Raw genomic sequence first — 22,953 nt, 5'->3', positions numbered from 1 at the left:
GTGTTCGGGTCTATTGTCAGCTGGCGAGTTATCCGAATGTTCAATTGTGACGTACCGGCGCGGCCGGAACCTGATGGAGAGTCTCTATGTTGAAGTTGGCGCGAGAGCAGATCTTGCTGGGGCAGTCGGTGGCGACCAAGTCGGACGCCATTGCCCTGCTGGCAGGCAAACTGACCGAAGCCGGTCTGGTGGAAGCGGGCTATGTGGATGGGATGCTGGCCCGTGAAGCGCAGCATGCCACCTATCTTGGCAGCGGCATCGCCATTCCCCACGGCACCACCGATACCCGTCATCTGGTGAAGAGCACCGGCGTCATGGTGGCCCAATTCCCTCATGGCATCGAGTGGGACGAGGGGCAGATCGCCTACGTCGCCATCGGCATCGCCGCCAAGTCCGACGAGCATCTGGGCATTTTGCGCCAGCTCACCCATGTGCTGGGTGACGAGCAGGCGGCAGCTCAGCTCAAAGAGGCCACCGATGCCGACACCATCATCAACATCCTGACCGGCGCCACTGCCGCCAAAGAGGTGCAATACCTGACTCTGGCTGACTTCCCAGCAGATGATCGCGACCAGCTGCTGCTGGGAGCAGCCGCCCGCGCCAAATCGGCGGGCTGGGGCGATGCCGCCATGGTGAGCGCCCTGCTGGCAAGCGAACCTGCCTATCTGGGTGAGGGCGTCTGGCTGGCGCGGGCCAATGTTCAGCAAACAGCATCGGCCCAGACCGGTTGGGTGCTGGCCACCCCGAGTAGCGCCCTCACGGCAGGGGAGCTGCCGGTCAGCGCCATGCTGCTGCTGTGCGCCGCAGATAGTGGCCATCTGCCGCAACTGGAGAATCTGGCCAAACTGGCGGCTGTTGGTCAGCTGGCGACGCTAGCGGGCGGCGAGGGGCTGGCCATGCTGCAAGCTGGGCCGGCGAGCGGTCTTTCCGAAACCTTCACCATCATCAATCCCCACGGCCTGCACGCCCGTCCGGGCGCCATGCTGGTCAAGGTGGCCAAAGAGTTTGAATCCGACATCCGGGTTGCCAATCTGGATGGCACCGGCGAGGCAGTCTCCGCCAAGAGCCTGATGAAGGTGATCGGCCTTGGGGTCAAGTGCGGGCATCGTCTGGCATTTCGCGCCGAAGGGGCAGATGCCGAAGCGGCCCTGAAGGGGATCGGTGAGGCGATCGCCGCTGGTCTTGGCGAGGGGGCGCATTGATGAAGATTGTCACCATTACCCTCAACCCCGCCCTTGATCTCACCACCCGTCTCGAGGCGATGAGCCTTGGCGAGGTGAATCTGGTGAGCGAAGCCAACCTGCGCGCGGCAGGCAAGGGGATCAACGTCGCCATGGTGCTCAAGGACTTGGGCCGCGAGGTGGGCGTGACCGGCTGGCTGGGCGCAGACAATGAGCAGAGCTTTGTCTCCCTGTTTGCAGAGCGGGCGCTGGATGATCACTTTGTCCGTGTCGCGGGCAGCACCCGCATCAACGTCAAGATTTCCGAGCAGTCTGGTCGGGTCACCGATCTCAACCTGCCGGGGCTCACCATCCAGCAAGGGGAGGTGAGCGCGCTGGAGCAGGCCATCGACGAGTTGGCTCCGCATGCTGAGTGGTTCGTGCTGGCAGGCAGCCTGCCCAAAGGGGTGGCCCCCGATTACTGCGCCCATCTGATCCGCTTGCTCAAGGCCAAGGGCAAGCAGGTGATCTTCGATTGCAGCGGCGCGGCCTTAAGCGAAGGGATCAAGGCGGCGCCGACCCTGGTCAAACCCAATCTGGAGGAGCTGAGCCAGTGGGCAGGCCGCCCCATCAAGACCCTGAGCGAGCAGGCCGAGTGTGCCCGCGCGCTGCAGGCAAGCGGCATCCCCAACGTGGTGATCTCCAACGGCGCCGATGGCCTCATCTGGTTTGCCACAGATGCCGTTTGGCAAGCCATTCCGCCGCGGATGCAGGTGGTCAGCACCGTGGGTGCTGGCGATTCCCTGGTGGCCGGTCTCGCCCATGGTCTCAGCCTTGGCTGGGCGCCGGAGCAGACCCTGCGGCTGGCCACCGCCGTCTCGGCCTTGGCGGTCAGTCAGGTCGCGGTCGGCTTTGACGATATCAATGTGCTCAACCCTTTACTTGAGCAGGTGCGCGTAAAGGCTCTGGATGAGCTGGCACCAGTTCAGTGCAATACCCCCTCAATGGAAAACTCAGGAGATGCCCAATGAAAGCAATCTTGGTTACGGCTTGCCCGGCGGGCATTGCCACCAGCTTTCTCGCTGCAAAACGGATAGAACAGCAGGCCAAACTGGCTGGCTGGGAACTCACCCTCGACGTCGGCTCCAGCGTGCAGCCCCGCCAAGTACCGAGCAAGGAGCAGATTGCCGCCGCCGATCTGGTGCTGGTTGTCGCCAGTGCTCCGGTGGATCTCGCCACCTATGATGGCAAGCGAGTCTATCAGGGCAGCATGGATCTCGCCCTGCAGGATCCGGCTGCCTTGCTGGAAGCCGCAACCAGCGGTGCCAGCCTCTATCGCCATCAAGCCGCGCCCGCTGCCGCCAAACCGGCCGCCGTTGGCAAGCGCATTGTGGCGGTGACCGCCTGTCCGACCGGTGTGGCCCACACCTTTATGTCGGCAGAAGCGCTGGAGACCATGGCCAAACAGCTGGGTTATCAGATCCGCGTCGAGACTCAAGGCTCGGTCGGTGCCCAGAATGCCCTGACCGTCGAGGAGATTGCATCTGCCGATCTGGTGTTCCTCGCCACCGATATCGAAGTGGACATGGCCCGTTTCGATGGCAAGCAGGTCTACCGCACCAGCACGGGCGCTGCGCTCAAGAAAACTCGCGCCGAGCTCGACAAGGCGTGGAATGAGGCGACACTGTATCGCCACAGCGGTGCCAGCCAACCCAAGAAAGAGGAAAAAGCCGGCCCCTACAAGCACCTGTTGACCGGCGTCTCCTTTATGCTGCCGATGGTTGTGGCGGGCGGCCTTATCATCGCGCTCTCGTTTGTGTTCGGTATCGAAGCGTTCAAGGTGGAAGGCACTCTAGCCGCCGCTCTGATGAAGATCGGTGGTGGCTCCGCCTTCGCCCTGATGATCCCGGTGCTGGCCGGTTACATTGCCTACTCCATCGCTGACCGCCCAGGTCTCGCTCCCGGCATGATCGGCGGTATGCTGGCAAGCTCGCTGGGCGCCGGTTTCCTTGGCGGTATCGTGGCCGGTTTCCTGGCCGGTTACAGCGCCAAATACCTGAGCGACAAGGTGCGCCTGCCGACTACCCTGGAAGCGCTCAAGCCGATCCTGATCATTCCGCTCTTTGCCAGCCTCTTTACCGGCCTGGTGATGATCTACGTGGTGGGTGGCCCGGTAGCCGGCATCATGAATGCCATGACCGAGTTCCTCAACAACATGGGCTCTGCCAACGCCGTGCTGCTGGGTGTCATCATCGGCGCCATGATGTGCTTCGACATGGGTGGTCCGGTCAACAAGGCGGCCTACGCCTTCGGGGTTGGCCTGCTGGCCTCCAAAACCTACGCCCCGATGGCAGCGGTAATGGCCGCCGGCATGGTGCCGGCATTGGGGATGGGGATCGCCACCTTCCTGGCCCGCACCAAGTTCATCAAGGCGGAGCAGGAAGCGGGCAAAGCCTCCTTCGTGCTGGGTCTGTGCTTTATCTCCGAGGGGGCCATCCCGTTTGCCGCCAAGGATCCGATGCGCGTCATCCCGGCCTGCATGGTCGGCGGCGCCCTGACCGGTGCGCTCTCCATGCTGTTTGGCTGCGAGCTGATGGCACCCCACGGCGGCCTGTTTGTGCTCTTTATCCCGCACGCTATCAGCAACGTCCTGATGTATATCGTGGCGATTGCAGCAGGTTCGCTGCTGACCGGTGTCTCCTACGCCATGCTCAAGCGCGGTGAAGAGCAGGCCAAGCTGGCAACAGCCTGATAGTTAGTTCTCAATAACAGAAAATGTTCAATGCCGCCCGGTTGCAAAGCCGGGCGGCATTTTTATATGCCTTTTAAACAGAATCCTTGAGCAGCGGTTACTGAGGTCTCGCGTATTGGGGCCAGCGTCTTGCTCAGTTTCAACACTTAATTGTGTGGGGAAGGGCCGTAACCAATATCTCGTGCATTGATTGTGTTGCCGCTAGGATAGGGGAGCAGGCTTGTTCCCGGGAAGCAAATCTATATGTTACCTATATGTGCATCTGTGTAGATGCAACCTGAGTTGATCATCAGTTAAACAAGACCTGAGGCAGGTTTGCTTTATGTCGAACCTCCTCATTTCTGCGAAAGGAGGATTCAGGTCTCGGTACAACCGAATGCCCTGGTTGGCAAGTATGCATTGAACCAGAGGGTTCCATATCAAATGGATCTTGAACCCCACACCAGACCATTGTAGATCGTCATAAATACAACTTTTTGTATGCCAACAAACAAGATTTTACACAGACAAACTCAATTCACATCATGCTGAACATAGAAGTAGAAAATGGACTTTCTCTGTTACGTCAAAAAGTAAACACGAGTTAGCGCAGTGTTCAATGATAGAGAGATAACAGACAAAGCTGCTTTGCAGAACATGGGTATTAATGTGTCTGTGAGTGCACAGGGGAAAAGAGAAATAAAAAAGCCACACCGGGTGGTGTGGCTTTTGTTTAGGGGGTCAACCCGGGTTGCTTAGGGGCGACCGGCCGGGCAGGTGGCCACGTTGACGGCGGCAGTGCTGCCACCATGACGACCTGATGTGCTCACTTCGTTGCGTACCAGCGGCGGGTAGTTAACCGACTCACGAGCAGGCAGGGCAGGGGCTTCGGCAGGGGTTGCCATCGGGGCGGATGCTTTGCGGGCACGAGCCAGCAGGCCAGCACCGTGAGCTACCTGTTTGGTAACGACCGGAGTCTCTTCCACCGCAACCGCAGCGACAGGAGCCGGGGCTTCGACAACAGCAACTGGCATTTCGACTGCAGCCTGTGCAGCTTCCACGACAGGATTGCTGACAGCAGGGGCTTCTGCAACCACCGGAGCGGTTTCAACCACGGTAGCGGCAGCCACGTCGACAGCCGGAGCGGCGACAACGGCAACTTCCGGCTCTGCTGGCACTACGACCTCAGCGGCAGATTCAACAACCGGGCTCGCGATCACATCGGCTTGAGTTGCTTCGACCTGGGCAGCAGCCTGCTCGGCAGCTTCTTCAGCAACGGCTTCGACTACATGCTCGGTCAGTGCAGCAGAAGCTTGCAGGGCAGCAGCGACGGCTTCAGCGCTCGGGATGGTAACAACAGGCACTACCGGTTCTTCAACCTGCGCTTTGGCAATATCTGCCTGGGCTGCGGTGGTCAGAGTGGTGGTATCTTGCTGTTCTTCGTCACGTTGGCTGCGGGCATCTTCGTTGATGCGCTTGCGGCGTTGGCCCTCGATGCGCTGGCTGCGCGGAGTACGGCGTGAACGGCGCTGGCCTTCACTCTGCTCTTCCTGCTCGTTACCCACGGTAGCATCGATCACTTCAGCTTGCGTTGGTACTTCGTCAACCGGCAGGGCAGGGGTGTCAGCAGCGGCGACATCGACGCGGATCTGCTTGCGCAGTTGGCGACGTTCGCGGCGCTCGGCCACTTTCTGCTCTTTTTCCTGACGTGGCTGGGCGGCAGCTGCATCGACGGTATCTACTGCGTCAACAACGACTTCGGCACGCGGCTCACGGGGAGCACGAGGTTCACGGGCTGGACGTGGCGCACGTTCCTGGCGCGGTTCGCGAGGCTCTCGCTCCTGACGGGGTTCACGTTCCATGCGCTGTTCGCCACGAACTTCACGCTCTTGACGGGGCTCGCGCTCTTTACGAGGACGACGATTGCGGTTTTCACCGGCTTCGCGATTGCCATTTTCACGTTTCTCGCCAGCTTCCGCATTGTTGCGGTTGCCACGGTTGTCGTCACGACGAGGACGCTGACCACGGCCACGGCCTTCTTCGCGCTGGTGACGTTGACCTTCATCCTTGCGTGCTTCACGAGCTGCAGGTTTCTCGGCGGGCGCTTTTACGTCGGCAGGGGCTGCATCGCTGCTGAACAGGCCGGTAATGCCTTTGATCAGCTTGCTGAAGAAGCCAGCTTCGGCAGGGGCCGCAGCGACGGGAGCCGCCGGCTGTTGCGGTGCAACAGGGGCCGGTTGTGCCGGTTGGGCAAAGCCTTGCAGCAGCGGTTGCTCACGCTCGATCACCTGAGCTTGCTTCGGTTGGTAGACCGGCTTGGCAATCTCGGTTTTCAGCTCGTAGCTGGCCGCTTCCGGGATCTCGTTCTGACGAATGCGGGTTACTTCGTAGTGCGGGGTTTCCAGATGCTGGTTCGGAATGATGTAAACACGCACATCATTGCGCTGCTCCAGACTGGCGATGGCGGCACGCTTCTCGTTAAGCAGATAGGCGGCAACATCCACCGGCACCTGGCCGTGAACCTGCTCGGTGTTGTCCTTCATGGCCTCTTCTTCGATGAGACGCAGGATGGACAGGGCGAGGGATTCGTTGTCACGGATCACGCCTTGACCCTGGCAACGGGGGCAGATATGGCTGCTGGACTCGTTGAGGGAGGGGCGCAGACGCTGGCGAGACATCTCCAGCAGACCGAAACGGGAGATCCGGCCCAGCTGGATGCGGGCACGATCCTGATGAACTGCTTCACGCAGACGGTTTTCCACTTCGCGCTGATGGCGAACCGGCGTCATGTCGATGAAGTCGATTACGATCAGGCCACCCAAGTCGCGCAGACGCAATTGACGGGCAATTTCGTCGGCCGCTTCCAGGTTGGTTTGCAGCGCAGTCTCTTCGATATCGCCGCCCTTGGTGGCGCGGGAGGAGTTGATATCGATGGAGGTCAGCGCTTCGGTCGGATCGATAACGATACTGCCGCCGGAGGGGAGGCGCACTTCACGCTGGAAGGCAGATTCTATCTGGCTCTCAATCTGGAAGTGGTTGAACAGGGCAACTTCACCCTTGTACAGCTTCACACGGTTGAGGAAATCCGGACGCACCAGCTCGATATGGGCCTTGGCACGTTCGAAAATCACCGGATTGTCGATCAGGATCTCGCCCACATCGCGACGCAGATAGTCACGGATGGCACGCACGATGACGTTGCTTTCCTGGTGGATCAGCACCGGCGCGGCGCGCTCCTGAGAGGCCTTGTGGATGGAGTCCCAGTGGTTGAGCAGAACGTTCAGATCCCATTCCAGCTCTTCTGGCGACTTGCCCACACCGGCGGTACGTACGATCAGGCCCATGCCTTCCGGCACGGTCAATCCGCTCAGGGCTTCTTTCAGTTCAGTCCGCTCATCACCCTCGATGCGGCGGGAGATACCACCGGCACGGGGGTTGTTGGGCATCAGTACCAGGTAGCTACCTGCCAGGCTGATAAAGGTGGTGAGGGCTGCACCCTTGGTGCCACGCTCTTCCTTGTCGATCTGGACGATAACTTCCTGACCTTCGCGGACCACTTCTTTGATGTTGGGACGACCCTGATAGGAGTAACCGGAGGGGAAGTAATTGCGGGCGATCTCCTTCAACGGCAGGAAACCGTGGCGCTCGGCGCCGTAATCAACAAAAGCAGCTTCAAGGCTGGGTTCTACGCGGGTGATCTTACCCTTGTAAATGTTCGCTTTCTTCTGCTCGTGTCCCGGACTTTCAATATCCAAATCGTAGAGCTGTTGTCCGTCAACCAGCGCTACGCGCAACTCCTCTTCTTGAGTTGCGTTGATAAGCATTCTTTTCATTGAGTTCTCATTATTGTGTCATTTTGATTTCCTCCATCTGGGTCCTGCCAGCGCCGGCCTCGGGTCTTCAGCATACTGGGGCAACCTCCCGGCTGGGGTATGCATGAGGCGCAAACTAAGGGCGTTCTGGTCATCACTTCTCGAGAAGGAATGAATAAGGATGCCGAAATGGAGACAAATAAACGGTGATGTTTGTGTTCTCCATGCGTTGTACCTCGCACCCGGGAACCGTCATGTTCTTGTATACACGGTGTTTCGGGATTGGGTGGCATACTTTTTGGCCACTTAGTACAAGGCTTGAACACAATGACAAAACCTTGTTTATTATCCCATTTAAACCTCTTTTATAGCAAGGCGCCATTTTTCAACAAACCATGCAGCCAAGGGGCGCTGGCAGTGTTAAAATCCGCGCCATGACACAGATACAACAACAAGTGCAGCTGCTCACCATCGAAGCTGAGCATGACGGGCAGCGCATCGACAATTTTCTCAAGACTCAGCTAAAGGGCGTCCCCAAGAGCCTGATCTATCGCATCCTTCGTAAAGGCGAAGTGCGAGTAAACAAAAAGCGCATCAAACCGGAGTACAAACTCTGCGCAGGTGATGAGGTACGGGTGCCCCCCGTGCGCGTTGCCGAGAAGAATGAGCTGCCTTCGGCAAACCTCGGGGTTATCCAGCGTCTGGAGAGCCAGATCCTGTTCGAAGACGATGCCATGATCGTGCTGAACAAGCCCTCCGGCATGGCAGTACACGGTGGCAGCGGCCTGAGTTTTGGCGTTATCGAGGGGTTGCGCGCCCTGCGTCCAGAAGCCCGTTTCCTCGAATTGGTTCATCGACTGGATCGCGACACCTCAGGTGTATTGCTGGTTGCCAAAAAACGCAGCGCCCTGCGCAGCTTGCATGAGCAGTTGCGCGTCAAGACCATGCGCAAGCAGTATCTGGCGCTGGTGCGTGGCAAGTGGCAGGCTCACGTCAAGGTGGTCAATGCGCCGCTACGCAAGAACGATCTGCAGTCTGGCGAACGGGTGGTGCGGGTCAGCGCCGATGGCAAGCCCTCCGAAACACGGTTCCGCATCGTGCGTCAATTTGCCGAAGCGACCCTGGTCGAGTGCAGCCCCATCACCGGTCGTACCCACCAGATCCGGGTGCACACCCTGCATGCCGGTCACCCGATCGCCTGTGACGATAAGTACGGTGAAGCGGCGTTTGACGAGAAAATGCGCAGCCAAGGGCTGAAACGGCTCTTTTTGCATGCCTGGAAGCTCAGCTTCACCCATCCGGCCGATGGTCGCGAGATGCAGGTAGAAGCGCCGCTGGCACCTGAACTCGACAACTTCCTCAACGGCTTGCCACGCTGATGCAGGATATCCGGCTCGCCATTTTCGATTGGGACGGTACCCTGATGGATTCGGTGGGCCGGATTGTGACCTGTGTACAAGGTGCCGCCAGAGATTGTGAGCTGGCGGTTCCTGCTCCAGCCCAGATCCGGCAGATCATCGGATTGAGCCTCGATGTCGCCATGTCCCGCTTGTTCCCCTTATGCAGTGGCAGTGGCGCCACCAGCGGTGAGCGCCAGATTACCGCACTCATCGATCGCTATCGTCATCACTATCTGCACGACGCGACCCCCAGCCCGCTGTTTGCCGGGGCTGGGGAGTTGCTGCATGACTGGCAGTCACGAGGGCTGCAACTGGCCGTCGCTACCGGCAAATCACGCCGCGGGCTGGATCGGGTATTGGATGAAACCGGGCTACGCCCGTTGTTTGTGACCAGCCGAGGGGCCGATGAGGCCCGCTCCAAGCCTGATCCGCTGATGCTTGAGCAGATCCTGGACGAGTTGGAGCTGTCACCCCGTCAGGCCGTAATGATCGGCGACTCTGTTCACGATATGGCAATGGCCGAGGCGATCGCCATGCCGCGTATTGGTGTCACCTGGGGGGTGGATAGCCGCGATGCCCTCAGTCGTCACGGGCCAGTGGCAGTGGTGGACTCCATGACGGCTCTTCGCACCTTGCTGTAGACGCTTCTCTTTCAGAGACATCAATAATCTGATTGATAAAAAGCCCGGCCAATTAACCGGGTTTTTTATATCTCTCATCTATCTAGGTTATCTATTCGCCCGCAATCAGGGCAGGGTGATGCCATGACGCTCAAGCAGTTCGATCAGGCCGATCAGCGGCAGACCGATCAAGGCGTTAGGATCGCGCCCCTCCAATCCCCTGAACAGCACGATCCCCATTCCTTCACATTTGAAGCTGCCCGCACAATCTAGGGGCAATTCTGCCTCTACATAGCGGCGAATGGCGGCTTCATCGAGGTTGCGAAAATGGACGGTGAAAGGCTCCACCAATTGATGAGCCTCACCGGTTGCGGCATTCACCACGCACAGGCCGGTGTAGAAGGTGACGCTGCGACCTTGAGCCGCCATCAGCTGGGCGATGGCATTGTCGATGGTGCCCGGTTTGCCGAGGATGTGACCATTGCAGACACACACCTGATCAGAGCCGATGATCAAGCCTTGATCACGTTGCCCGGCGATGGCATCAGCCTTGGCACGAGCCAGTCTGGCCACCAGCGCCTCGGCGGATTCGCCAGCCAGTGGTCGCTCATCCACATCGGGGGCGGCACATTCAAAGGGGAGACCGAGCTTCTCCAGCAGGGCTTTGCGATAGCGAGAAGTTGAGGCGAGGATCAGATTCTGTGGCATAATCGAGTTACCGATGAAAGCAGGTACCGGCATTCTAGGGACTTGTAACGTTAAAATCATCGGCGGTAAGGACTTTTTCCTTTGACTATCAGTTGTTGGACCTATATTATTCGCGCCCTATGCAAAAGGTGAAGTTGCCCGTTAAGGTTGATCCAGTCCGTAGTGCCTTGAAGCTGCTCGATTACATCGGGATAGTGGAAAAGTCGCAGATGCCCAGGCTGGAGGAATCAACCGCTGGCTTGCAGAGTGATATCGAGGTATCACTGCACTTTGGCAAAGATGTCCAGAAGTTGACCGTTATGAAAGGCACTGCCCATGCCAAGGTTGACTTGGTTTGCCAACGTTGCGGAGAGACATTCGAACACCTCTGTGAAGCTGAATTTATCTACACTCCGCTGTTCGAAAGAACAAACGAGGAAGAACTGCCGGAAGCTTATGAGCCCATTGAGTTGGACGAAAACGGCGAGATAGATCTTCATCAAATCCTGGAGGATGAACTCATCCTCTCGTTGCCTCAAGTTGCAATGCATTCTCTGGATGCATGCCCGAGAGGAAACATGGAGATGACCTGGGGTGAAATCGAACCTGCTGATGAGCGGCCGAATCCCTTTGCAGTTCTTGAAGAGCTTAAACGTAAGTGAATTTAGGAGTTAGCCTACAATGGCCGTACAACAGAACCGTAAAACCCGTGCCAAGCGTGGCATGCGTCGTTCCCACGATGCGCTGACCACCGCTGCCCTGACTGTTGATCAGACCAGTGGCGAAATTCATCGTCGTCACCACGTGACTGCCGATGGTTTCTACCGCGGTAAAAAGGTAATCGCTTAAGGATTGCCTTTGTCTACGCAAACTGTCGCGCTAGACATCATGGGGGGAGATATTGGCCCCTCGGAAACAGTGCCTGCCGCCGTGCAGGCACTGTCTCTTTTACCCCAGCTAAAACTGATCCTGGTCGGCGACCAGCACCAGACCTCCTCTCTGCTGCAGCAACATGGCTTGCTGAATCATCCCCGCGTCCGTTTCGTACATGCATCCCAAGTGGTTGGCATGGGCGATAAACCGATCGTGGCGTTGCGAACTCTGAAAGACTCCTCCATGCGGGTGGTACTCAATCTGGTGAAAGCCGGTGAGGCCGATGCCTGCGTCAGTGCCGGAAATACCGGCGCCCTGATGGCGATGGCCAAGTGCGTGCTCAAATCCCTGCCCGGGGTAGACAGACCTGCCCTTATCAAGGCGCTGCCGACATTGAGCGGCAAACGCACCGTGATGCTGGATCTCGGCGCCAATGTCAGTTGCGATGCGGATACCTTGCTGCAGTTTGCGGTGATGGGCTCCGTCGTGGCCGAAAAGGTCGAAGGTATTGCGTCACCCCGTGTTGCCTTGCTCAACATCGGCGAGGAGGAGATCAAGGGCAACGATCTGGTGCGCCACAGCGCCGAATTGTTGCGTCAGTGCCAAGCGCTCAATTATGTCGGGTTCGTCGAAGGGGATCGCATCTTCAGCGGCGACAGCGATGTGATCGTCTGCGACGGTTTTGTCGGCAATGTCGCCCTCAAGACGGCAGAAGGGGTGGTGCGGATGATGGCCCAGCTGGCCGGATATCCCCGCAAGAAACGCACTTTTCTTGGCCGGATCGCCGGATTTATGTTCAAACGGCGTTTTTCTTACCTGAACCCCGACCAGTATAACGGGGCAAGTCTGTTAGGATTGCGCGGCATTGTGGTAAAAAGTCATGGGCGGGCCGAACGGCGCGCTCTGTGTAATGCGATCCTGCTGGCCGCACAAGAGGCCAAACATCAACTTCCACTGCAAATAGCAGATCGCCTTGAAGCTGTCTTCTCTGACAGGGATCTATAAGAACTCTATGCATAGCAAAATTCTGGGTACTGGCAGCTACCTGCCGAGTTCAGTGCGTACCAACGCCGATCTCGAGCAGATGGTTGAGACCAGTGATGAGTGGATCGTGGAACGCACCGGTATCCGTGAGCGCCGTATTGCCGGGGCTGACGAAACCGTTGCCACCCTCTCTTACCAGGCCGCCCTGCGCGCCCTGGATGCAGCCGGTCTGACCGCTGCCGATCTCGATATGATAGTGCTGGCCACCACCAGTGCTGAAAATGCCTTCCCGGCTGCCGCCTGCGAGCTGCAGGGGCTGCTCGGCGTACCGGGCATCCCTGCCTTTGACGTGGCAGCGGCCTGTGCCGGTTTCACCTACGCACTCTCCATTGCCGATCAGTTCGTCAAATCTGGTGCCGCTCGCCATGTGCTGGTCGTCGGGGCCGATGTGCTCTCCCGCATGTGCGATCCGCAAGATCGCGGCACCATCATCCTGTTTGGTGATGGGGCAGGGGCTGTGATTGTCGGTGCCAGCGAGACGCCGGGCATCCTCTCTACCCATCTCCATGCCGATGGCCGTTATGGCGAGCTGCTCAAGCTGCCGCACCCTCGCCGCGGCATGCCGGGTGCCGAGCTCGAAGCCTACATGTATATGAAGGGCAACGATGTCTTCAAGGTCGCTGTTACCCGTCTGAGCGAGATCGTCACCGAAACGTTGGCCGCTGCTGGCATCGAGCCGAGCGAGCTGGACTGGCTGGTGCCGCATCAAGCCAACTTCCGCATCATCAGTGCCACCGCCAAGAAGCTGGGTATGAGCCTCGATAAAGTGGTGCTGACCCTCGACAAGCACGGCAATACCTCTGCCGCTTCCGTTCCGGTTGCCTTCGACGAAGGGGTGCGGGATGGCCGGATCAAACCGGGTCAGCTGGTACTGCTGGAGGCCTTTGGCGGCGGTTTTGCCTGGGGCTCGGCGCTGGTTCGCCTCTGATCTTCGGCGGGATGGTGTCTCCATCATCCCGTCACCGATTTCATTTTTGTCTTATCTAAAAGGAATCAATGATGACCCAATTTGCCATTGCCTTCCCGGGACAAGGTTCCCAGTCCGTTGGCATGCTGGCCGAGCTGGCCGAACAACATGCCGTGATCAAGGAGACCTTCGCCGAGGCGAGTCAGGTGCTGGGTTATGACCTGTTTGCCCTGGTGATGGATGGTCCGGTTGAAGATCTGAACAAAACCTGGCGCACCCAGCCTGCGCTGCTGACGGCCTCTGTCTCCCTGTGGCGCCTGTGGCAACAGCAGGGTGGGGCAACTCCTGCCATGATGGCGGGTCACAGCCTGGGTGAGTACTCCGCGCTGGTTTGCAGCGGCGCACTCGATTTTGCCGATGCGGTCAAACTGGTCGAGTTGCGTGGTCTGGCCATGCAGGAAGCGGTACCGGAAGGCACCGGCGCCATGGCGGCTATCATCGGTCTGGATAACGAATCCATCGCCGCCAATTGCGAAAAAGCAGCAGAAGGGCAGGTGGTCTCTCCGGTTAACTTCAACTCCCCGGGCCAGGTGGTTATCGCCGGTCATAAAGAGGCCGTTGAGCGAGCCAACGTGCTGATGAAAGAGTCGGGCGCCAAGCGTGCACTGCCGCTGCCGGTCTCCGTGCCGTCTCACTGCGCGCTGATGAAACCTGCCGCAGAAAAACTGGCAGCTGCGCTGGACGGGATCGAGATCAAGGTTCCAACCATCGCTGTCATCAATAATGTCGACGTATCCTGTGAACAGGATCCGGCAGCCATCAAGCAAGCGCTGGTACGTCAGCTGTTCAGCCCGGTTCGTTGGACCGAGACTGTCGAGCGGATGGCCAATGAGGGCGTTACCCTCGAGATCGAGATGGGACCGGGCAAAGTGTTGACCGGGCTCGCCAAGCGCATCGACAAGCGCGTGGAAGGTATTCACGCCAACGATGCCGCCTCTTTCGAGCAGGCGCTGGCCCAGATCAAGTAAACAGGAGTAAGTGATGAGCTTTACCGATAAGGTTGTGTTGGTGACCGGTGCCAGTCGTGGCATCGGCCGTGCGATTGCCGAAACATTCGTGGCCCGTGGCGCGAAAGTGGTCGGTACGGCGACCAGCGAGAGCGGTGCCGAGGCGATCAGCGCCTATCTGGGTGACAATGGCTGCGGCATGGCACTGAACGTGACCAGCCAGGAATCCATCGAAGCCGTCTTCGCTGCCATCAAGGCGCGCTTTGGCGACATCGACATCCTGATCAACAACGCGGGGATCACCCGTGACAACCTGTTGATGCGGATGAAAGATGACGAGTGGAACGAGATCATCGATACCAATCTGACCTCGCTTTACCGTCTGAGCAAACCGGTGTTGCGTGCCATGATGAAGAAACGTCACGGTCGCATCATCAGCATTGGCTCCGTGGTGGGAACCATGGGCAATGCCGGTCAGGTCAACTATGCTGCCGCCAAGGCCGGTCTGGTTGGTTTTACCAAATCGTTGGCGCGGGAAGTGGCATCCCGTGGTATCACAGTGAACGCGGTTGCTCCCGGTTTCATCGAAACCGACATGACCCGTGCCCTGAATGACGATCAACGTGCCGGCATCATGAGTCAGGTGCCTGCCGCCCGTTTGGGTGATCCAAAAGAAATTGCCGCAGCTGTGGTATTCTTGGCTTCTGATGAAGCAGCCTATATCACCGGCGAAACCCTGCATGTTAATGGCGGGATGTACATGGTGTAATCAATTTGTCGTAAGATCTGTTCAAATTTGCGATAGTACGCCGAAGTTTGGCACATTTCGTGGTTTGACCAGCGGCAAGCTACTTGCAAACTCACGTCAATTGAATAAACTACCCCAACCAGACGCAAATAGCGTATTTTTAAAGGAAAATTCAGGTCATGAGCAACATCGAAGAACGCGTAAAGAAAATCATCATCGAACAACTGGGTGTTAAAGAGGAAGACGTTAAGAACGCTGCCTCCTTCGTCGACGACCTGGGCGCTGACTCTTTGGATACCGTTGAACTGGTAATGGCGCTGGAAGAAGAATTCGATACCGAAATTCCTGATGAAGAAGCCGAGAAGATCACCACTGTTCAAGCGGCTATCGACTACATCACCGCTAATCAGGAATAAGTTCCTGTTCTGAAAGAAGCGGCCCAAGGGCCGCTTCTTTTGTATTTGTTCCTTTTCAAAACACCTCTCGGAGACTACCTCAGTGTCAAAACGCAGAGTCGTGGTGACCGGCTTGGGGATGCTTTCCCCGGTGGGTAACACTGCCGAATCCAGCTGGCAAGCACTGCTCAACGGGCAGAGCGGCATTTCCCTTATCGAACACTTTGATGCCAGCGAGTTTGCAACCCGCTTCGCAGGTCTGGTCAAGGATTTCGATCCCGAGCAGTACGGTATCAACCGTAAAGACGCTCGCAAGATGGATCTCTTCATTCAATACGGCATCGCGGCCGGTATGCAGGCGCTGGATGATTCCGGCCTGACCATCAATGAAGAGAATGCCGAACGTGTCGGCGTGGCGATTGGCTCCGGTATCGGCGGTCTGGGTCTGATTGAACAGAACCACGAAAGCTTGGTCAACGGCGGCCCGCGCAAGATCAGTCCCTTCTTCGTTCCGTCCACCATCATCAATATGGTGTCCGGTCATCTTTCCATCATGAAAGGTCTGCAAGGGCCGAACATCGCCGTGACTACCGCCTGTACCACTGGTACCCATGCCATCGGTATGGCGGGTCGGATGATCGCTTACGGTGATGCCGATGTGATGGTCGCCGGCGGTGCCGAAAAAGCCTCCACCGCGATGGGGATGGGGGGGTTTGCTGCCGCCAAGGCACTCTCCAACCGCAACGACGAGCCGCAAAAAGCGAGCCGTCCGTGGGATAAAGATCGCGACGGTTTCGTGCTGGGTGACGGTGCTGGGGTACTGGTGCTGGAAGAGTACGAACACGCCAAGGCCCGTGGTGCCAAGATCTACGCCGAGCTGGTTGGTTTTGGCATGAGTGGTGACGCGTACCACATGACAGCGCCTCCTGCAGATGGCAACGGTGGTGCTCGCGCCATGAAAAATGCTATCAAGGATGCCGGCATTGCCCCCGAGCAGATTGGTTACATCAACGCGCACGGTACCTCCACCCCGCTGGGTGATGTGGCTGAACTGCGTGGCATGAAGTCGGTGTTTGGTGAGCACGCCAAATCCCTGATGGTCAGCTCCACCAAGTCCATGACCGGTCACCTGTTGGGCGCCGCCGGTGCCATCGAGGCGATCATCACTGTGTTGGCCCTGCGTGATCAGGTGGCTCCGCCCACCATCAACCTGGACAACCCGGATGATGAGTGCGATCTGGATCTGGTACCCCATGTGGCCAAGCCAGGCAGCTTCGAGTACGCCCTTTCCAACTCGTTTGGTTTTGGCGGCACCAATGGCTCACTGATCTTCAAACGCGTATAATTTGCCGCAGGGCAAAGACACAGGCCCGATACTGCCGGTATCGGGCCTTTTTTATCGGAGGGATCCCTTTGCTTATCAATGGCATGAAGCTTGATACGATCTCGGCCCATGATCGGGGGCTGGCCTATGGTGACGGTCATTTCACCACCATGGCGGTCAGGGAGGGGCGCGTGTTGCAGTGGCCTGCCCATCTGGCACGGTTGCAGCTGGCCAACAACCGGCTGGGATTGGTTGAACCGGACTGGGATCTCTTGACCCGGGAGGTTGAAGAGATGGTGGCCGACCAGCCACAATGCGTGGTCAAGGTGATCCTGACCCGCGGCGAGGGGGGGCGGGGTTATGATGGCAGCGGATGTCAGCACACCACCCGGATGGTCACTCTGGCGCCATTTCCCACTCACTATGGTCAGTGGCAGCAGGAGGGGATCGAGATGGTGGTGTGCCGCCAGCGGATCGGTGATGCGCCTATGTTGGCCGGGCTTAAAACCTTGAATCGTCTGGAGCAGGTATTGCTGAAAAGCGAACTTGTCAGCCGAAATGCAGTCGAAGGGATAGTGCTTAACAGTCGTGGTTTTCTCATTGAAGGGGTCAGTGCCAATCTGTTTTGGCGTCGGGGCAAGACGGTGTTTACGCCCGATCTCGCCCGCGGTGGTGTCGATGGCATCATGCGCCGCCAGGTGGTGGCGATGTTGAAACAGATGAGTATTGAGTTGCGTGTGGTAGAGGCTCCGCTGGAGTCACTATGGCAGGCGGAAGAGGTGTGGCTCACCAATACCCTGATGGGGGTCGTGCCGGTCAATGGCATCGAGGATATTCACTATCCCCCAGCGGTATTGAGTCGCCGTTTACAGGAGCGTTTGGTCATTGAAGTTTAATCGGCTTTACACCCTGCTCGCGGGGGCGGCACTGACGGTAGCCGCTGCCGGGGGCTATGTACATTACAAATGGCAACAGGTAGAAACGCTCACCAACAAGGGGCCAACTCGCCTCTTTACGGTGGAGAAGGGCGCCCATGCGGCGCGCCTCATCGCCGAACTGGGGGAGGGGGAAGCCAGCCCCTGGGCGGTGCGGCTCTGGCTGCGCAGCCATCCCGAACTGGTGGCCATCAAATCGGGCACCTATGAAATCAAGGAAGGGGCCCCTCTCAAGGAGACCCTCTCTCTGTTCGCATCGGGCAAGGAGTTTCACTTCAGTCTCACCTTCGTCGAAGGTTCCCGTTTCGAGGATTGGCAGAAGCAACTCTCCAGCGCCCCATATCTTGAGCGATTGACCGTCGAGCAATCCGAAGCTGACCTGGCGCAGGAGCTCGGCATCGAGAATGGCAAGCTGGAGGGGTGGTTCCTGCCGGAAACCTACGCCTATACCACCCATGCCAGCGATCTCTCGATCTTGCGTCGCGCTCATCAGGATATGGAGACTTTCCTGCAGCAGAGCTGGGAGAAACGTCAGGCCAACCTGCCTTACAAAACGCCCTATGAGGCGTTGATCATGGCCTCCATCATCGAGAAGGAGACCGGCCAGCCGGACGAGCGGGCGCAGATCGCCTCGGTGTTTGTCAATCGTCTGCGTCTGGGCATGAAGTTGCAAACCGATCCCACCGTTATTTACGGGGTGAAAGATCGCTACGATGGCAACATTCGCCGCAGCGATCTGACCGACAAGAATCCCTACAACACCTATGTGATCGACGGCCTGCCGCCCACGCCTATTGCCATGCCGGGCAAGGCCTCCATCGAAGCAGCGCTCAACCCCAAGTCGACCGACTATCTCTACTTTGTCGCTAAGGGGGGCGGTGCCCACTATTTCTCCAAGACCCTCGATGAACACAATCGGGCGGTTCGTGAATACATATTGAAGAAACCCTAATGTCTAAATTTATTGTGATCGAAGGATTGGAAGGGGCAGGGAAGAGCTCGGCCGTTCGTTATGTGACCGACTATCTGCAGCGCCACGGCATCAACCGGATCGAGTGCACCCGCGAGCCAGGTGGTACGCCGCTGGCCGAGCGGATGCGGGCCATCGTCAAAGAGGTGCACGACGAGCGCCTCACCATCGAGGCGGAATTGCTGCTGATGTATGCCTCCCGGGTACAACTGGTGGAGACCCGCATCAAACCCGCACTGGCCGACGGTGTCTGGGTGGTGGGGGATCGCCACGATCTCTCCTCCCAGGCCTATCAAGGCGGTGGCCGTGGCATCGATGCTGCTCTTATCGGTGCCATCAAGCAGGCGGTGCTCGGCAACTTCAAACCGGATCTCACCCTCTATCTCGATATCGATCCTGCCCTTGGCTTGCAGCGCGCGCGCCATCGCGGCGAGCTGGATCGCATCGAACTGGAGCAACTGAGCTTCTTCGAGCGTACCCGAACTCGTTATCTCGAACTGGCCGCCAAGGATGACTCCATTGTGGTGATCGATGCGGCGCAAACCCCGGAACAGGTCAAAGCTGCCATCGAGTGTGCATTGGATCACTATCTGTCGAACGAGTCGCTATGTATCCCTGGCTGATCTCAGACTGGCATGCCCTGAGCCAGACGGCCCAGTCCGGTCGTCTCGGCCACGCCTGGTTGTTGCTGGGCGATCCCGGTCTTGGCAAGGAGCAACTGGCCGAGCGGCTGGCACGTTTGCACCTTTGCCAGCAACCGGATCGCGGAGAGCCGTGCGGCCACTGCCACTCTTGCCAGCTGTTTGACAAGGGCAACCACCCGGATCTCGGCACCATAACTCGCGACAGCAAGACCATCGGGGTCGAGGCCATTCGCGAGCTCTGCACCCGGCTGCAGAGCTCTGCCCAGCTCGGCCGTGGCAAGGTGGTGATCATTCCAGATGCGGAGCGGATGACCGAATCGGCGGCCAACGCCCTGCTGAAAACCCTGGAAGAGCCGGCCGGCGACAGCTTGCTGTTGCTTATTGCCTCCCAGGTTTCCCGGTTGCTTCCCACCATTCTCAGTCGCTGTCACAAACATGTCTGTCATTTGCCTGCGGAAGGGGAAACTGTACGCTGGTTGGCCGAGCAGGGTCATCAGGCCACTCTGGCTCAGGTGCGGATCTGTCAGGGGGCACCGCTGCGGGTACTCGACTATATCGAGCAGCAACAGGACAGTACTCGCCGTGAACTTCTGGAACAGTTTGTCGCCCTGAGTCAAAGTCCGGTCAAGGCGGCGGCTTTGTGCAGCCAGCTTGGTCAGGAGACGCAGGTCAGGTTGCACTGGTTGCAGCTCTTCTTGTGCGATGCCCTGAAAACCCAGGCAGGATGCGGTCACCATCAGCTGGCCATGCCTGATCTGGCCATCTTGAGTCAACGGTTGGCGGAGCAGCACTCCAGCGAAAAACTGCTGGAGGCAGAACAAGATCTGGTAGCCCTGAAAGCGGCATGCCAGCCGGGCCAGCTCTCCAATCCCACCATCCATCTGATGAACTGGCTCAGTCGCTGGTTATAAGTACCGACAAGCAGAAAGGTTTTATATGTTACTCGTTGATTCCCACTGTCATCTCGATCGCCTCAGCTATGGCAGCAAGCAGACCAGCATGGCTGATGTACTGGCCAAGGCCGCGAAACTGGACGTGGGATATTTTCTCTGTGTCAGTGTGACTCAGGCACAGTTCCCGACCATGCTCGAGGCGATCGCCCCCTATCCCCAAGTGTTTGCCTCTTGCGGGGTACACCCGCTCAATCAGGAACCCGGTGTCGATGCCGAGTTGCTGCTCAAGCAAGCTGCCGATCCACGTGTGGTGGCCATCGGTGAGACCGGTCTCGATTACTTTTACTCGCCCGAAAACAAGGACGTTCAGCAAGCCTCTTTCCGCGAACATATCCGGGTTGCTCGCGCGCTGAACAAGCCGCTGATCATCCATACCCGCGATGCCCAGCAAGATACCTTGCAGATCATGCGTGAAGAGGGCGCTGATCAGGTTGGCGGTGTGCTGCACTGCTTCACCGAATCCCTCGAAATGGCAGAAGCAGCAATGGCGATGGGGTTCTATATCTCCATCTCGGGGATCGCTACCTTCAAAAATGCGTCTGCCCTGCAAGAGGTGGTCAAGACTCTGCCCCTCGACAGATTGCTGGTCGAGACCGACTCGCCCTATCTTGCCCCCGTGCCGCATCGGGGGAGGGAGAACGAACCCGCCTTTGTGCGAGACGTTGCCCAGTTTATTGCCGACCTGCGCCATATTCCGCTTAACGAATTGGCAGAAGCCACTAGCCGAAATTTCTTTGAACTCTTCAAGCTGGCGAAAAAATAACACATAAGCCCCGTTGCTCGGGGCTTTTATATTTCAAATACCAATCTGATTACCCACCTGAATATCAACACCGAACCGTGTTATCTCTCACATTTACCCAGTCTATGTAACCTGTTCATCCATACAAACTGAGACGAATCATATTCCGATGTTTCGTTTATCTAATGTGGCCAAGAGGTATAAAAATATCAGGCTATAAGTATCGATAATATTCATTATCGATACTTGATGTGTGTGAAGGATCCTGTAAGATCCTCTCAAACATCATATGAATCATAGTGTTCCGTGGCATATCCATCCTTGTCCAATCCGACTTATCAGTCACTGCAGACTGTTTTCGATGCACAGCTAAATAGTCGGGCACGCCGCTTTTTGCGCAGTGCAAAAGCGGATTCCACCCTCAATGCCTATCAGGCAGATACCCGTATTTTTGTCTTCTGGTGCCAATTGCACGGACTGGATCCGCTACAAACAACCCATCACGACATCATGAACTTTCTTGCTGATCAGGCTGACGGCGTATTGGCAGACTGGGTATGGCTGGATAAAGAAGAGGGAAAAGGGGAGCTACGCAACGGTGAACCTCGTAAACCGGCAACCCTGGTGAGACGGCTTGCCGGGATCCGTTATGCCTTCAAGCAGAAAGGCATTCATCCCATGCCCACCGAACATCCCGAAATCAAGGAGATGATGCGCGGTATTGTCAGATTGGGGGATAATCGCAAACGCAAAACCGGCGCCCTGACGCTGCAGCCATTGACCCAGGTGCTCGATGGCATCGACACCGGTGATCTGGCTGGCTTGCGTGATCACACCCTGTTGCTGTTGATGTTCAGTGGCGCTTTGCGCCGCTCGGAAGCGGCCCGAATTGAGGTGAGCGATCTCGATTTTGTGGGGCAGGGGATCCGCCTTCGTCTCAAACCGAGCAAGCATCAGCTTCATGAAACCGAGATAGCCCTGATCCCGGGCAAGCACTATTGCCCCGTATCGGCACTGCAAAAGTGGCTACACAAAAGCCGGATCAGCGAGGGGCCGCTATTTCGGCGCATGAACCGCTGGGGTCAACTGATGGCCGAACCACTCGGCCCACAAGGCATCAATCTGATGATCAAGCGGCGAACCGGTCAAGCCATCGACGATCTTTACGTCAGTGGCCACAGCCTGCGGCGCGGATTTATCACCTCTGCCGTGACTGCCGGCAAACCGATGAACAAGATCATCGAGGTGACGCGCCACAAGGATATGCGAACCCTGCAGGAGTACTTCGATGACGCCCACAAATTCTCCGATCATGCCCTTGATGGCTTGCTTTGACAGAACTGCGTCACTTCATTTTTTATGTTAAATGATATCTTGTTGATCTAATGATATATTTGCCGTGCAGCCAGCAGCCCAAGGTGGAAGGGGCATCTTCCAATGGATAATGGCATGTGATGAGAGATAACAAACTCGGAAATGTAATATCGCAAGGACATATGACCCAAGAAATGACAGTGCGTGAAGAGCAAGAGGCGGGGCCCCAAAACAATGCCGAGCGGCAGCGCCAACATGTAAAACGCAAGCAGGAGACCCATACCCGGCTGCAATGCTGGATCAGCAATCGCCACGCCGAACGATTGGCCGCACTGGGTCTTCATCTCGAAGACAGTCAGGCATCACTCATCGAGCAGGCGATCGATCTGCTCTACCAACATGAGCTGGGTAGAGAACCTCCGTTTGAAAACAGAGTCGCCACACAGGTCGAAGAGACCGTTGAATAGACACAAAAGTGAAGTAACAGCGATACGTGAAGAGATAAAAAAAGCCAGGTACGAATTCCTTGTACCTGGCATAGGGGAATTGGCTCCTTGCAGAGCCGTGCGCTAACTGGTGTTCGGATTGCCTTAAGCTTAGACAAGGCTCAAGGCTTTTCAAGATCCGAAGAAAAGTTCAACCAGAGTGTGGGTATTTCAGACTCGTTCAAGTGCTTATGCACCGAGC

Annotated in this window: 22 protein-coding genes; 20 read left to right on the top strand and 2 right to left on the bottom strand. The window is 57.6% G+C overall.

Going from position 1 to position 22,953, the window contains the following annotated elements; translation table 11 throughout:
- Nucleotides 1-86 precede the first annotated feature (86 nt).
- Genes fruB through fruA form a run of 3 tightly spaced genes read left to right on the top strand, consistent with a single transcriptional unit; the run spans nt 87 to nt 3,912 of the window.
- Nucleotides 87-1,202 (top strand): fused PTS fructose transporter subunit IIA/HPr protein, encoded by a 1,116-nt coding sequence (gene fruB, locus OKC43_RS09100; protein WP_270658597.1) that lies wholly within the window; start codon nt 87-89, stop codon nt 1,200-1,202.
- Complete coding sequence (gene pfkB, locus OKC43_RS09095; RefSeq protein WP_236271473.1) at nt 1,202-2,191, top strand: 1-phosphofructokinase; 990 nt, start codon at nt 1,202-1,204, stop codon at nt 2,189-2,191. Before fruB ends, pfkB begins: the two co-directional genes overlap by 1 nt.
- A complete protein-coding gene (gene fruA / locus OKC43_RS09090) occupies nt 2,188-3,912 on the top strand; it encodes a PTS fructose transporter subunit IIBC (protein WP_236271472.1) in 1,725 nt (574 codons plus the stop codon). Before pfkB ends, fruA begins: the two co-directional genes overlap by 4 nt.
- A gap of 734 nt (nt 3,913-4,646) precedes the next feature.
- Here fruA and rne read toward each other — a convergent pair.
- A complete protein-coding gene (gene rne / locus OKC43_RS09085) occupies nt 4,647-7,724 on the bottom strand; it encodes a ribonuclease E (RefSeq protein WP_236271471.1) in 3,078 nt (1,025 codons plus the stop codon).
- A 413-nt stretch (nt 7,725-8,137) separates the two neighbouring features.
- Here rne and rluC point away from each other — a divergent pair, with 413 nt between their 5' ends.
- Complete coding sequence (gene rluC / locus OKC43_RS09080) at nt 8,138-9,082, top strand: 23S rRNA pseudouridine(955/2504/2580) synthase RluC (RefSeq protein WP_005351815.1); 945 nt, start codon at nt 8,138-8,140, stop codon at nt 9,080-9,082.
- Nucleotides 9,082-9,744, top strand: coding sequence for an HAD family hydrolase (locus OKC43_RS09075; protein WP_236271470.1), 663 nt, complete (start codon nt 9,082-9,084; stop codon nt 9,742-9,744). The genes rluC and OKC43_RS09075 overlap by 1 nt, the downstream gene beginning before the upstream one ends.
- Nucleotides 9,745-9,849: 105 nt before the next feature.
- On the opposite strand, the gene OKC43_RS09070 is transcribed toward OKC43_RS09075, so the two are convergent.
- Nucleotides 9,850-10,431 (bottom strand): Maf family protein, encoded by a 582-nt coding sequence (locus tag OKC43_RS09070; RefSeq protein WP_139407589.1) that lies wholly within the window; start codon nt 10,429-10,431, stop codon nt 9,850-9,852.
- A 119-nt stretch (nt 10,432-10,550) separates the two neighbouring features.
- Between OKC43_RS09070 and yceD the strand changes: the two genes are divergently transcribed.
- The 15 genes from yceD (at nt 10,551) to OKC43_RS08995 (ending at nt 22,733) form a co-directional block, all read left to right on the top strand.
- On the top strand, nt 10,551-11,072 hold the full coding sequence (gene yceD / locus OKC43_RS09065; protein ID WP_005345553.1) for a 23S rRNA accumulation protein YceD: 522 nt from the start codon (nt 10,551-10,553) through the stop codon (nt 11,070-11,072).
- A 19-nt stretch (nt 11,073-11,091) separates the two neighbouring features.
- Nucleotides 11,092-11,259 (top strand): 50S ribosomal protein L32, encoded by a 168-nt coding sequence (gene rpmF / locus OKC43_RS09060; RefSeq protein ID WP_005300935.1) that lies wholly within the window; start codon nt 11,092-11,094, stop codon nt 11,257-11,259.
- Nucleotides 11,260-11,268: 9 nt separating this feature from the next.
- Complete coding sequence (gene plsX / locus OKC43_RS09055) at nt 11,269-12,288, top strand: phosphate acyltransferase PlsX (RefSeq protein WP_100653778.1); 1,020 nt, start codon at nt 11,269-11,271, stop codon at nt 12,286-12,288.
- Nucleotides 12,289-12,295: 7 nt separating this feature from the next.
- Nucleotides 12,296-13,255: a beta-ketoacyl-ACP synthase III gene (locus OKC43_RS09050; RefSeq protein ID WP_040065495.1), complete on the top strand. Its 960-nt coding sequence runs from the start codon at nt 12,296-12,298 to the stop codon at nt 13,253-13,255.
- 71 nt (nt 13,256-13,326) lie between these two features.
- Entirely contained in the window at nt 13,327-14,262 is a 936-nt protein-coding gene (fabD, locus tag OKC43_RS09045) for an ACP S-malonyltransferase (protein ID WP_236271510.1), read from the top strand.
- A 13-nt stretch (nt 14,263-14,275) separates the two neighbouring features.
- Nucleotides 14,276-15,010, top strand: coding sequence for a 3-oxoacyl-ACP reductase FabG (fabG, locus tag OKC43_RS09040; RefSeq protein WP_005351850.1), 735 nt, complete (start codon nt 14,276-14,278; stop codon nt 15,008-15,010).
- Nucleotides 15,011-15,168: 158 nt separating this feature from the next.
- The gene (gene acpP, locus OKC43_RS09035) at nt 15,169-15,405 is read left to right on the top strand and encodes an acyl carrier protein (protein WP_005300909.1); all 237 of its coding nucleotides are present in this window, start codon (nt 15,169-15,171) and stop codon (nt 15,403-15,405) included.
- 82 nt (nt 15,406-15,487) lie between these two features.
- Complete coding sequence (fabF, locus tag OKC43_RS09030; RefSeq protein ID WP_005360452.1) at nt 15,488-16,729, top strand: beta-ketoacyl-ACP synthase II; 1,242 nt, start codon at nt 15,488-15,490, stop codon at nt 16,727-16,729.
- A gap of 68 nt (nt 16,730-16,797) precedes the next feature.
- Nucleotides 16,798-17,604 (top strand): aminodeoxychorismate lyase, encoded by an 807-nt coding sequence (gene pabC, locus OKC43_RS09025; protein WP_236271469.1) that lies wholly within the window; start codon nt 16,798-16,800, stop codon nt 17,602-17,604.
- Nucleotides 17,594-18,595, top strand: coding sequence for an endolytic transglycosylase MltG (gene mltG, locus OKC43_RS09020; RefSeq protein WP_042083043.1), 1,002 nt, complete (start codon nt 17,594-17,596; stop codon nt 18,593-18,595). Before pabC ends, mltG begins: the two co-directional genes overlap by 11 nt.
- Nucleotides 18,595-19,236 (top strand): dTMP kinase, encoded by a 642-nt coding sequence (tmk, locus tag OKC43_RS09015; RefSeq protein WP_106843693.1) that lies wholly within the window; start codon nt 18,595-18,597, stop codon nt 19,234-19,236. The genes mltG and tmk overlap by 1 nt, the downstream gene beginning before the upstream one ends.
- Complete coding sequence (gene holB / locus OKC43_RS09010) at nt 19,221-20,168, top strand: DNA polymerase III subunit delta' (protein ID WP_236271468.1); 948 nt, start codon at nt 19,221-19,223, stop codon at nt 20,166-20,168. Before tmk ends, holB begins: the two co-directional genes overlap by 16 nt.
- 25 nt (nt 20,169-20,193) lie before the next feature.
- Nucleotides 20,194-20,973, top strand: coding sequence for a TatD family hydrolase (locus OKC43_RS09005; protein WP_236271467.1), 780 nt, complete (start codon nt 20,194-20,196; stop codon nt 20,971-20,973).
- A 372-nt stretch (nt 20,974-21,345) separates the two neighbouring features.
- Nucleotides 21,346-22,287 (top strand): site-specific integrase, encoded by a 942-nt coding sequence (locus OKC43_RS09000; RefSeq protein ID WP_265344088.1) that lies wholly within the window; start codon nt 21,346-21,348, stop codon nt 22,285-22,287.
- 161 nt (nt 22,288-22,448) lie between these two features.
- Entirely contained in the window at nt 22,449-22,733 is a 285-nt protein-coding gene (locus OKC43_RS08995; RefSeq protein ID WP_236271465.1) for a RepB family protein, read from the top strand.
- Nucleotides 22,734-22,953: the final 220 nt, after the last annotated feature.

The sequence above is a fragment of the Aeromonas sp. Y289-2 genome (genome assembly GCF_027705925.1).
Classification (GTDB): Bacteria; Pseudomonadota; Gammaproteobacteria; order Enterobacterales; family Aeromonadaceae; genus Aeromonas; species Aeromonas veronii.
The sequence above is the reverse complement of the archived record's forward strand: the minus strand, read 5'-3'. Positions and strand labels throughout refer to the sequence as shown.